Genomic DNA, 11,645 nt, shown 5'->3' with positions numbered 1-11,645 from the left:
AAGGAGAAAGACAGATGCAATTAACAGGAGCAGAAATCGTGATCGAATGTTTGAAAGAGCAGGGGGTGGATACTGTATTTGGGTATCCGGGAGGTGCGATTTTAAATGTATATGATGCGTTATATAAACATAGCGATGAGATTTGTCATATATTGACTTCCCACGAACAGGGAGCTGCACATGCAGCAGACGGATATGCAAGAGCAACCGGGAAAGTAGGTGTCTGCCTTGCAACAAGTGGACCGGGAGCTACGAATCTTGTGACCGGGATTGCGACGGCATATATGGATTCCATTCCAGTAGTGGCGATTACCTGTAACGTAGGTGTTTCCTTGCTTGGAAAAGATAGTTTTCAGGAAATAGATATCGCGGGCATTACGATGCCGATCACAAAGCACAATTATATTGTAAAAGACGTCGATAAATTGGCGGATACGATTCGAAAAGCGTTTTTGATTGCAAGGACAGGAAGACCGGGACCAGTTCTGATCGATATTCCGAAAGATGTGACTGCAAATCTGAGTGAATACCAGAAAGTAGAAATTGACGTCACAGATATTCAGAGAAAGAAAATCGATGAAGATGAGATTGAAACGGCGGTGAAAATGATTCGGAGAGCCAAGAAACCATATATTTTTGTGGGTGGCGGAGCAGTTTTGTCAGGAGCAAGTGAGTCTTTAGTGGAATTTGCACATAAAATTGATGCGCCTGTAGCGGATTCTCTGATGGGAAAAGGTGCATTTCCGGGAACAGATGAGCTGTATTCTGGAATGCTTGGAATGCATGGAACGAAAGCGTCAAATTTTGGAGTGAGCCGATGTGACCTTTTGGTTGTGGTTGGTGCAAGGTTCAGTGACCGTGTGACTGGAAATGCAAAGAAATTTGCACATCATGCGAAAATTCTGCAAATTGATATTGATCCGGCAGAAATAGATAAAAATATTCTCACAGATGCGAGTGTAACCGGAGATATCAAAGAAGTTCTGACAATCCTGAATGAAAAGGTGGAACAGCAAAGTCATGAGGAATGGAAACAGCAGATTGAGGAATATAAAGAGAAACATCCTCTGACGTATCATCCGGAAGGACTTACAGGACCGTATATTATGGAAGAAATATACAGACAGACTAGCGGAGATGCAATCATTACAACAGAAGTTGGACAGCATCAGATGTGGGCGGCACAATTTTATAAATACACAAAACCGAGAACGCTTTTAACTTCGGGAGGTCTTGGGACAATGGGCTATGGACTTGGCGCTTCACTCGGAGCAAAGATGGGGATGCCGGACAAGACCGTGGTCAATATTGCTGGAGATGGATGTTTCCGAATGAATATGAATGAGATTGCAACAGCGGCAAGATACAATATTCCGATCATTCAAGTCGTGGTAAATAATCATGTACTTGGCATGGTACGTCAGTGGCAGACGCTGTTTTATGAAAAGCGTTATTCTGCAACCGTGTTAAATGATGCGGTAGACTTTGTAAAATTGGCAGAAGCAATGGGGGCGGTCGGAATACGTGCGGCGACACGGGAAGCGTTTCAAAAAGCTTTCCAGAAGGCGCTGGCTATGGGGAGACCGGTTGTGATTGACTGCCAGATTGACAGTGATGAAAAAGTATGGCCGATGGTTGCGCCAGGGGCTGCGATCAGCGAGGCATTTAGTGAAGAAGATTTAGAAAAATAAAAATGAAGTGGAGGAATAAACAATGAGCAGAGTGTATAATTTTTCAGCAGGACCGGCAGTATTGCCAGAAAGTGTTCTAAAATCAGCAGCAGAAGAGATGTTAGATTACAAGGGATGCGGAATGTCGGTTATGGAGATGAGTCATAGATCGAAAGCATTTGCGGAGATTATCAAAACGGCGGAGTCGGATTTAAGAGAGCTCATGCATATTCCGGATAACTATAAAGTGCTGTTTTTGCAGGGAGGAGCTTCACAGCAGTTTGCGATGATTCCGATGAATTTGATGAAAAACAAGGTGGCGGACTACATCGTGACTGGACAATGGGCAAAAAAAGCATACCAGGAAGCAACAAAATATGGTAAGGTCAATAAAATTGCTTCTTCAGAAGACAAAACATTTTCTTACATACCAGATTGTTCAGATCTTCCGATTTCAGAAGATGCGGACTATGTGTATATTTGTGAAAACAATACGATTTATGGAACCAAATTTAAGGAACTGCCAAATACAAAAGGAAAGACACTTGTAGCCGATGTATCATCCTGCTTTTTATCAGAGCCGGTAGATGTCAGCAAATATGGAATTATTTATGGTGGTGTACAAAAGAATATCGGACCTGCGGGTGTGGTTATTGTGATTATCCGTGAAGATTTGATTACAGAAGATGTGCTCCCGGGAACACCTACGATGCTCACATATAAGACACATGCTGATGCAGATTCTCTTTACAACACTCCGCCTGCTTATGGAATTTATATCTGTGGAAAAGTATTTCGGTGGCTGAAAGAGATGGGTGGTCTGGAAGCGATGAAAGAGAGAAATGAAAAGAAAGCAAAGATTCTTTACGATTTTCTTGATCAAAGTAAATTGTTCAGAGGAACAGTGGAAAAGAAAGATCGTTCTCTTATGAATGTGCCATTTGTGACAGGAAGTGACGAGTTAGATGCAAAATTTGTAAAAGAAGCAAAGGCGGCAGGACTTGAGAATTTAAAAGGTCACAGAAGTGTTGGAGGCATGAGAGCAAGTATCTATAATGCGATGCTGGAAGAAGGCGTTCAGGCACTGGTGGACTTTATGAAAAAATTTGAGAAGGAGAATCTGTAGATATGTATAAATTTCATTGTTTAAATCCAATCGCAGAAGTAGGCTTAAACCAGTTTACAGGCGAGTATGAAGCTGAAGGAAAGTTAGAAGGCGTAGACGCAGTGCTTGTGAGAAGTGCTGCAATGCATGATTTAGAATTTGATAAAGAGTTAAAAGTAATTGCACGTGCAGGAGCAGGCGTGAATAACATTCCACTTGACAGATGTGCAGAAGAAGGAATTGTTGTATTTAATACACCGGGAGCAAATGCAAATGGTGTGAAAGAACTTGTGATTGCAGGTATGTTGCTCGCATCCAGAGATATTATCGGGGGAATTAACTGGGTGCAGGAGCACGAAGAAGACGGTGATGTGGCAAAACATGCGGAGAAACAAAAAAAGGCATTTGCGGGCTGTGAATTGGAAGGAAAGAAACTTGGAGTGATCGGTCTTGGCGCAATTGGTGTTCTCGTTGCAAACGCAGCGGCTCATCTTGGTATGGATGTATACGGTTATGACCCTTATATTTCGGTAGATGCAGCCTGGAAATTATCAAGAAATATTTATCATGCGAAAACAGTGGATGAATTGTATAAAGAATGTGATTACATTACAATTCATGTTCCGGCACTGGAGAGCACAAAAGGAATGATCAATAAAGATGCGATCAGTTTGATGAAAAAAGATGTGGTTGTATTAAATTTCGCACGAGATGTGCTTGTGAACGAAGAAGATATGATCGACGCACTGGAAAGCGGAAAGGTGAAACGGTATGTCACAGATTTCCCTAATCCATTGGTAGCAGGTGTGAAAGGAACGATTGTAATTCCGCATTTGGGGGCATCTACAGAAGAATCGGAGGATAATTGTGCAAAGATGGCAGTAAAAGAAGTGATGGATTTCCTGGAAAACGGAAATATCAGAAACTCTGTCAATTATCCGAACTGCGATATGGGATACCGTGATGGAAAGACAAGAATCACGATTCTCCATCACAATGTACCGAATATGATTGGTCAGTTCACGACATTGCTTGCAGAAGTAGGAGTGAATATTTCTGACATGACAAATAAGAGTAAGAAAGAATACGCTTATACGATGATTGATATTGAAGGCAGATTGAACGAGGAAATTAAAGAAAAATTGGGCACGATCAAGGAGGTTTTAAGAGTTCGTGTGATTGAATAGGAAAAAGGTTGTAGGTTCAGAGATGAATTTGCAGCCTTTTTTTCAACAAAATTGTAGAAAAATTTAGCAAATATGTAACATTTTTTTAAGGGGTTCTTAAGGGCGGAAACGTTGCAATAAAAAAAAAAGTGGACTATAATAAATTTGCAAACAAAAGTAGGAGTATGAGTGATATGTTTAGGGAGAAAAGAGGAATAAGATACAGAAGAAGATGTAAGAAGATTACACCGTTCGCTATTTTAACAGTAATATTAATTTTTTTAATAGGAGGAATTTGGGGATTCAGAAAGAAACGAATTCCAGAAGTAATTTTAAAAGTACAGGATGTGTCCATGCTTCAGGATGAGGAGATTCCACAGATTCGGGCAAAAGCTTTCTGTAAAGAAGAAAAATATAATAAGAAGGAATTAGAAAAAGGATATACCATTCAGAATTTTTTGAAAGATTTGAATGCTGGAAAGGGATATGTTTTGACATATGACATTGACCAGACGAAAGAGGGAGATTATCCCATTACACTTTCTCTGGAGAATGATTTAGAGAAGAAAATTGAGCAGAATTGGAAAAAGAAACTGAAAATTCGGTTAGAAAATGGAACTTGTCAAGTTAAGAATAAATACGGTACATGGGAAGAAAAAAAGTTTAAAAAATGGGATGGTTCTTATGCAGTATCAGAATTTATTCGTTCCAAGGAAAAGATTTATTACATAGATGAGAATGGAGAGATGACAATTGGATGGAAAGATATTGAGCATTTTCGATATTTTTTTGATGAAAAAGGAGTAATGATTACTGGATGGAAAGAGATGGAAGGGGCAACTTATTACTTTCAAGAAGATGGAAAGATGAGTGTTGGATGGGAGAAAATAGGAGAAGATACCTATTATTTTGACAAAGAAGGAAAAATGCTGACAGGCTCACAAAGGGTATTTCAGTTGGATTGTGTGTTTGGTGAAGATGGAAAGCTACAATCAAAAACAAGCAAAGTGAATCCAGAGAAACCAATGATTGCATTAACATTTGATGACGGACCGGGAAAATACACGGATTCTCTTTTGGATAAATTGGAGGAGTATGGTGCAAGGGCTACCTTCTTTATGGTTGGAACGAATGCAGCAAAGTATCCGGATACCATTAAGCGAATGGAGGAGATTGGATGCGAAATTGGTAATCATACGACGAATCATAAAAATCTGGTCAAATTAGATGATGCAAGTATCAAAGAAGAGATTCAGTCTACAGATGCAGCGATTGCGGCAGCAGTGGGACATGGAGCAAGTCTGTTGCGACCGCCGTTTGGCTCTTATAACGACAAGGTGAAGAGTTTGGCAGGAAAGCCGGTTATCATGTGGTCTTTAGATACGCTTGACTGGAAGAAAAAGGATGCAGCATTGATTCGAGATTACGTTCTTGAGACAGTTAGCGATGGAGATGTGATTTTACTTCATGATATACATGACTTTTCCGTAAATGCGGCATTTGAGTTAATTCCAAAACTGATTGAACAAGGATATCAGCTGGTAACAGTGAGTGAGCTTGCAGAAGCAAGAGGAACCTCGCTGGAAAATGGAGTGCGTTATTCACAGTTTTATAAACAATAAAAAAAGCTTGTAAGTATGTTTGAGGTACTTACAAGCTTTTTGCTTAATTAGTGTTGGTCTTTTTGATGCTTTTCAAGCAATTTATGAATCTTATCGGTTGGATTCATGACAGAACCGATAGTAATGTCATGATTCAAAGAATCAATGATAAGTGCAAGGAATTTGCTCATGTCTGCCATAACAAAATATGGTTTTTCATATAATTCAGATGGAAGATATGTCAAGTTCGTTGTGATGACACGGTCGATGTAACCTTTTTCATAATAATCATCAAATTTTTCAAATCCATCTGTAAATAATCCAAAGGTCGTGCAGACAAATACGCGGTTAGCGCCGCGTTCTTTAATCTGTTTTGCAACATCCAACATACTTTCTCCGGAAGAAATCATATCATCGATAATGATTGCATTCTTTCCAGCAAGATCATCACCTAAAAATTCATGTGCCACGATTGGATTTTTTCCATTTACAATTGTAGAGTAGTCGCGACGTTTGTAGAACATACCCATATCTACGCCTAAAACATTTGAAAAATAAACGGCACGGTGCATAGCGCCTTCGTCCGGACTAATGATCATCAGATGATCCTTGTCCACTTTTAAATCCGGCTCTGCGCGGAGCAAAGCTTTCATAAATTGATATGGGGGTGTAAAATTATCAAATCCTTTAAGGGGAATTGCATTCTGGACACGTGGGTCATGCGCGTCAAATGTGATGATATTCGACACGCCCATTGCTGTAAGCTCTTCTAATGCAAAAGCACAGTCGAGAGATTCTCGCTTTGTTCGCTTGTGCTGGCGACTTTCGTATAGGAATGGCATGATGACATTGATACGGCGGGCTTTTCCGGTAGCGGCCGAGATAATACGCTTTAAATCCTGATAATGGTCATCTGGTGACATGTGATTTTTATGTCCGTTTACAGAATAGGTTAGACTGTAGTTGCACACATCCACCATGATAAACAAATCTGTACCACGAATAGATTCGCGAAGAATTCCTTTCGCTTCACCCGAACCAAAGCGAGGGCAGGCGCTATCTACTAAATAATTTTGTAAGCGGTAATTCGCAATTGAAGCAGAATCCGGCCATTGTTCAACTGCATTCTGGCGAAAGGAAACGATGTAGTCATTTACTTTTTGACCAAGTTCTTTGCAACTATCCAAAGCGGCTATTTTAAGAGGAGCAATTGGAAGTGCTTTTTCTAATAATGTGATATTTGCCATAGGGGCCTCCATAAAAATAAATTCTTTTAACATACCCATATTAGCAAAAAAAATCATTTGCTTCAAGAATTTCATGTGGAAATTGCTTTTTTTTGAAAAATTTAGTATGATAGAGGTTAGAATTAGTATAAATAGTAATTAATAGGAGAAAAAATATGAGTAAACCAATTGTAGCGATAGTCGGAAGACCGAATGTAGGGAAGTCGACATTATTCAATGCACTGGCGGGAGAGATGATTTCCATCGTGAAAGACACGCCGGGTGTGACAAGAGATAGAATCTATGCAGAAGTAACGTGGCTTGATAAGGAATTTACAATGATTGATACCGGAGGAATTGAACCTGACAGCAAAGATATTATTTTATCGCAGATGAGAGAACAGGCTCAGATTGCTATTGATACGGCTGATGTCATTGTTTTCATTACGGATGTAAGACAGGGGCTTGTAGATGCAGATTCCAAGGTTGCAGATATGTTAAGACGCTCTGGAAAGCCGGTTGTGCTTGTTGTCAATAAAGTGGACAGCTTCCAGAAGCTTATGCCGGATGTGTACGAGTTTTATAATTTAGGAATCGGTGATCCTATCCCGATTTCTGCAGCATCCAGACTTGGTATCGGCGATATGCTTGATGAAGTAGTGAAATTCTTCCCGGAGGGGAATGTGACGGAAGAAGAGGATGAAAGACCAAGAATTGCAATTGTGGGCAAACCAAATGTTGGAAAATCTTCTATTGTCAATAAACTGCTTGGTGAGAACCGTGTGATTGTATCTGATGTTGCAGGTACGACACGTGACGCTATTGATACCGCAATCAAATACCATGGAAAAGAATATGTGTTTATTGATACAGCAGGTCTGCGAAGAAAGAATAAGATTAAAGAGGAACTAGAGCGATATAGTATCATTCGTACTGTGACAGCGGTGGAACGTGCCGACGTTGTCTTGATGGTAATCGATGCGGTGGAAGGTATCACAGAGCAGGATGCCAAGATAGCAGGGATTGCCCATGAAAGAGGGAAAGGCATCATTATTGTTGTCAACAAATGGGATGCCATCGAGAAACATGATAAGACGATGTACGAGTATGAGAAAAAGATTCGGCAGACATTGGCATATATGCCGTATGCAGAGATCATGTATGTGTCAGCAGCAACCGGACAGCGGCTGAACAAGCTTTATGAGATGATCGATGTCGTGATGGAGAATCAGACACTTCGTGTGGCGACAGGTGTTCTCAATGAGATTATGGCAGAGGCAGTTGCGATGCAGCAGCCGCCGTCGGACAAAGGAAAGCGCTTGAAATTGTACTATATCACACAGGTAGCGGTAAAGCCGCCGACATTTGTTATCTTTGTGAATGATAAGGAACTGATGCACTTTTCATATACAAGATATCTGGAGAATAAAATCAGAGAGGCGTTTGGCTTTAAGGGAACTTCACTGAAATTTTTCATCCGCGAGCGAAAGGAAAAGGAGCGTTAGGAGTATGGAACGTTTGATTTGTGTTGTAATCGGATATCTTTTTGGCTTGTTTCAGACAGGGTACTTTTATGGAAAATTAAAACACATTGACATCAGACAACATGGGAGCGGCAATGCCGGGACGACAAACGCTCTCAGAACATTAGGATGGACGGCGGGGGCAATTACCTTTTTGGGAGATTGTCTGAAATGTGTGGCGGCAGTGGCTGTTGTGTATTGGTTGTATGGCTCTACACATGATAATATCAGCCTGCTTGCAATGTATGCAGGGATGGGCGCTGTACTTGGACACAATTTCCCGTTTTATTTGAAATTCAAAGGGGGAAAAGGAATTGCGGCAACAGCAGGGTTGATTCTTGCTACGAATCCGATTATGATGCTGATTGCGGCTATTGTATTTATTTTGGTTGTGGCAGTGACCCGATACGTTTCGCTGGGGTCACTGATTCTAGTGGTATTGTTTTTGGCTGAAGTAATTGTGTATGGTCAGATGGGAGGATTTTCTCTGGCACAGCCAGAATTATATGAAATGTATGTGATTGCATTTGTTTTGATGCTGATGGCATTTTACAGACATCGTGCGAACATCAAGCGTCTTTTGAACGGGACGGAAAATAAATTTGGAGCAGGCAGGAAAACGAAATAGAGGCAGGAGGATATGGCATGGCAAAAGCAGGCATCATGGGAGCCGGAAGTTGGGGAACAGCGTTGGCGTTATTACTGTATAAAAATGGACACGAGGTCACTTTGTGGTCTATCAACCGTGACGAGGTAGAGGAATTAAAAAAAGAAAGAGAACATAAGAGTAAACTGCCGGGGGTGAAGATTCCGGAAGATTTGAGGATTACAAACAGTATGGAAGAAGCTGTTGAAGGGAAGGATTTTGTTGTTCTTGCAGTACCTTCACCATTTATCCGAAGCACAGCGAGAAATATGAGACCGTATGTGGTTAAACATCAAAAACTTGTCAATGTAGCAAAAGGAATTGAGGAGACAACGCTTAAGACGCTTTCGGAACAGATTGAGGAAGAACTTCCGATGGCGGATGTGGCTGTGTTATCAGGACCAAGTCATGCGGAGGAAGTGGGCAGAGGACTTCCGACAACATGTGTTGTAGGTGCGAAGACAAAAGAGACAGCAGAGTATCTTCAGAAGATGTTTATGAACGAAACGTTCCGTGTGTATACAAGCCCGGATATTCTCGGAATAGAGGTAGGTGGATCACTGAAAAATGTCATTGCACTTGCGGCTGGAATTGCAGATGGTCTCGGATACGGTGACAATACAAAAGCGGCGCTCATTACTCGCGGAATTGCGGAAATTGGAAGACTTGGAATTCAAATGGGTGGGAAGATGGAAAGCTTTACCGGACTTACTGGAATTGGAGATCTGATCGTAACTTGCGCAAGTGTACACAGCCGGAACCGAAAAGCCGGATACCTGATCGGACAGGGAAAGACGATGCAGGAAGCAATGGACGAAGTAAAAATGGTTGTGGAAGGTGTTTATTCTGCAAAGGCAGCAATGAAACTTGCAGAGAAATATGAGGTGTCCATGCCTATCATTGAACAGGTGAATCAGGTGCTTTTTGAGGGGAAGAATCCTGCAAAAGCAGTGAATGAACTGATGATGAGAGATGGAAAAATTGAACACAGTGATCTTCCGTGGGAGTAAAAGGAATTAAAAACAAGAGAATATAGTACATATTGGATTGTTTTACTGCATACACTGTACAAGTGAATAGCAGGAGGGATTTTATGGAAGTATTCGACGTTTATAAAGATATACAGGCAAGGACAAATGGAGAAATTTATCTCGGGGTAGTAGGTCCGGTGCGAACCGGAAAATCGACTTTTATCAAACGATTTATGGACTTGTTAGTTTTGCCGAAAATGGAAGATGAACACGATAGAGAACGAACAAGAGATGAACTGCCGCAGTCTGCATCCGGAAAAACGATTATGACAACAGAACCAAAATTTGTGCCGAAAGAGGCAGCGGAAATCCGGCTTATGGACGATGTGACAGTGAAAATACGTCTGATTGATTGTGTTGGATATATGGTAAAAGGTGCGGCGGGACATATGGAAAACGAGGAGGAGCGCCAGGTGAAAACTCCGTGGTTTGACTACGAGATTCCATTTACAAAAGCGGCGAGTATCGGAACGCAGAAAGTGATTCATGATCACGCAACAATTGGAATTGTGATCACGACAGACGGAACGATCTGTGATCTGAAGCGAGAGGATTATTTGGAGGCGGAGGATAAGACGATTCGGGAATTACAGTCGATCGGGAAACCATTTGTCGTGCTTGTTAATTCTCAGAAGCCTTATGCACAGACTGCAAAAGAGGTGACAGATCGCATTAAAGAAAAGTATGGAGTCACAGCGATGGCAATCAATTGTGAGCAGCTCAGAGAAGAAGATGTTCACCGAATTATGGAACAGGTGTTGTTTGAATTTCCTATTTCGGAAGTGGAATTTTATATTCCAAAGTGGGTGGAAATGCTATCAAGGGAGCATAAGATCAAAGCAGATTTGCTTTTGCATATCAAAAATATGATGAAGGGATTTTCGATGATTAAAGATGCAGTCAGAGGAATTGAAAGACCGGATAGCATATACATAAAAGAGATGAAGGTAGATGATGTGGAGTTGGATACCGGATGCGTAAAAGTACGGATTCAGGTGGCAGATAATTATTACTATGAGATGTTAAGTGAACTGACTGGAACCTCGATTGAAGGAGAATATGAACTGATCCGTACGATGAAGGAGATGGCGGCTCTTCGCAAAGAATATGAAAGCGTAAAAGATGCGATGGAATCGGTAAAAATGAAGGGTTATGGCGTGGTGAGTCCTAGAAAAGAAGAAATCCAATTGGAGGAACCGGTTATTATCAAGCAGGGGAATAAATATGGTGTCAAAATTCATTCCGAAGCACCGTCGATTCATATGATCCGGGCAAATATAGAGACAGAAATTGCACCGATTGTGGGCAGTGAGCAGCAGGCAAATGATTTGGTTAATTATATCAAAGATGCAAGTGCAACAGAGGAAGGTGTGTGGGGAACCAATATTTTTGGAAAATCCATTGAAGAACTTGTGACGGATGGTATGCGCAATAAGATTGTTGCAATCAACGATGAGAGCCAATCGAAATTGCAGGATACAATGCAGAAAATTGTCAACGACAGTAATGGAGGTATGGTTTGCATTATCATTTGAGATAAAGCTCTTGACGTTTGCAGAAATAAAAGTAAAAAATAGGCTTCGCCTATTCAGCTCCCCTTCCCCTCAATCTTGAGGGGTTAGGGGGTTTCTTTTTCTTCCTTTTTCCTGCATAATAGACTTATGAATATCTTACAAA

Annotated in this window: 9 protein-coding genes; 8 read left to right on the top strand and 1 reads right to left on the bottom strand. The window is 41.0% G+C overall.

Going from position 1 to position 11,645, the window contains the following annotated elements; translation table 11 throughout:
* Window positions 1-14 precede the first annotated feature (14 nt).
* The 4 genes from ilvB (at window position 15) to ACTQXY_RS07930 (ending at window position 5,563) form a co-directional block, all read left to right on the top strand.
* The gene (ilvB, locus tag ACTQXY_RS07945; RefSeq protein WP_441659038.1) at window positions 15-1,691 is read left to right on the top strand and encodes a biosynthetic-type acetolactate synthase large subunit; all 1,677 of its coding nucleotides are present in this window, start codon (window positions 15-17) and stop codon (window positions 1,689-1,691) included.
* A gap of 22 nt (window positions 1,692-1,713) precedes the next feature.
* Window positions 1,714-2,796, top strand: a complete 1,083-nt coding sequence (serC, locus tag ACTQXY_RS07940) for a 3-phosphoserine/phosphohydroxythreonine transaminase (protein WP_441659037.1) — start codon at window positions 1,714-1,716, stop codon at window positions 2,794-2,796.
* A 2-nt stretch (window positions 2,797-2,798) separates the two neighbouring features.
* On the top strand, window positions 2,799-3,962 hold the full coding sequence (locus ACTQXY_RS07935) for an NAD(P)-dependent oxidoreductase (RefSeq protein WP_441659036.1): 1,164 nt from the start codon (window positions 2,799-2,801) through the stop codon (window positions 3,960-3,962).
* 173 nt (window positions 3,963-4,135) lie between these two features.
* Window positions 4,136-5,563 carry a polysaccharide deacetylase family protein gene (locus ACTQXY_RS07930; RefSeq protein WP_441659035.1) on the top strand — a complete coding sequence of 476 codons (1,428 nt, stop codon included), beginning with the start codon at window positions 4,136-4,138 and terminating at the stop codon, window positions 5,561-5,563.
* A 47-nt stretch (window positions 5,564-5,610) separates the two neighbouring features.
* Here ACTQXY_RS07930 and ACTQXY_RS07925 read toward each other — a convergent pair whose 3' ends face one another.
* Entirely contained in the window at window positions 5,611-6,789 is a 1,179-nt protein-coding gene (locus ACTQXY_RS07925) for a ribose-phosphate pyrophosphokinase (protein ID WP_441659034.1), read from the bottom strand.
* A 155-nt stretch (window positions 6,790-6,944) separates the two neighbouring features.
* On the opposite strand from ACTQXY_RS07925, the gene der reads away from it, so the two are divergent.
* The 4 genes from der (at window position 6,945) to spoIVA (ending at window position 11,503) form a co-directional block, all read left to right on the top strand.
* Window positions 6,945-8,273, top strand: a complete 1,329-nt coding sequence (der, locus tag ACTQXY_RS07920) for a ribosome biogenesis GTPase Der (RefSeq protein ID WP_441659033.1) — start codon at window positions 6,945-6,947, stop codon at window positions 8,271-8,273.
* A gap of 4 nt (window positions 8,274-8,277) precedes the next feature.
* On the top strand, window positions 8,278-8,919 hold the full coding sequence (gene plsY / locus ACTQXY_RS07915; protein ID WP_441659032.1) for a glycerol-3-phosphate 1-O-acyltransferase PlsY: 642 nt from the start codon (window positions 8,278-8,280) through the stop codon (window positions 8,917-8,919).
* Between the two features lie 17 nt (window positions 8,920-8,936).
* Complete coding sequence (locus ACTQXY_RS07910) at window positions 8,937-9,947, top strand: NAD(P)H-dependent glycerol-3-phosphate dehydrogenase (RefSeq protein WP_441659031.1); 1,011 nt, start codon at window positions 8,937-8,939, stop codon at window positions 9,945-9,947.
* Between the two features lie 83 nt (window positions 9,948-10,030).
* Complete coding sequence (gene spoIVA / locus ACTQXY_RS07905) at window positions 10,031-11,503, top strand: stage IV sporulation protein A (RefSeq protein WP_441659030.1); 1,473 nt, start codon at window positions 10,031-10,033, stop codon at window positions 11,501-11,503.
* Window positions 11,504-11,645: the final 142 nt, after the last annotated feature.

The sequence above is a fragment of the Faecalimonas sp. LCP19S3_D12 genome, assembly GCF_052121495.1.
Classification (GTDB): domain Bacteria; phylum Bacillota; class Clostridia; order Lachnospirales; family Lachnospiraceae; genus Faecalimonas.
Note: the sequence above shows the minus strand (reverse complement) of the source record. Positions and strands in the feature narration are given on the sequence as shown.

What these genes read in the sequence shown, in the direction of transcription:
- ilvB (WP_441659038.1), top strand. Translation starts at nt 15, where the DNA reads ATGCAATTAACAGGAGCAGAAATCGTGATCGAATGTTTGAAAGAGCAG.
- serC (WP_441659037.1), top strand. Translation starts at nt 1,714, where the DNA reads ATGAGCAGAGTGTATAATTTTTCAGCAGGACCGGCAGTATTGCCAGAA.
- ACTQXY_RS07935 (WP_441659036.1), top strand. Translation starts at nt 2,799, where the DNA reads ATGTATAAATTTCATTGTTTAAATCCAATCGCAGAAGTAGGCTTAAAC.
- ACTQXY_RS07930 (WP_441659035.1), top strand. Translation starts at nt 4,136, where the DNA reads ATGTTTAGGGAGAAAAGAGGAATAAGATACAGAAGAAGATGTAAGAAG.
- ACTQXY_RS07925 (WP_441659034.1), bottom strand. Translation starts at nt 6,789, where the DNA reads ATGGCAAATATCACATTATTAGAAAAAGCACTTCCAATTGCTCCTCTT.
- der (WP_441659033.1), top strand. Translation starts at nt 6,945, where the DNA reads ATGAGTAAACCAATTGTAGCGATAGTCGGAAGACCGAATGTAGGGAAG.
- plsY (WP_441659032.1), top strand. Translation starts at nt 8,278, where the DNA reads ATGGAACGTTTGATTTGTGTTGTAATCGGATATCTTTTTGGCTTGTTT.
- ACTQXY_RS07910 (WP_441659031.1), top strand. Translation starts at nt 8,937, where the DNA reads ATGGCAAAAGCAGGCATCATGGGAGCCGGAAGTTGGGGAACAGCGTTG.
- spoIVA (WP_441659030.1), top strand. Translation starts at nt 10,031, where the DNA reads ATGGAAGTATTCGACGTTTATAAAGATATACAGGCAAGGACAAATGGA.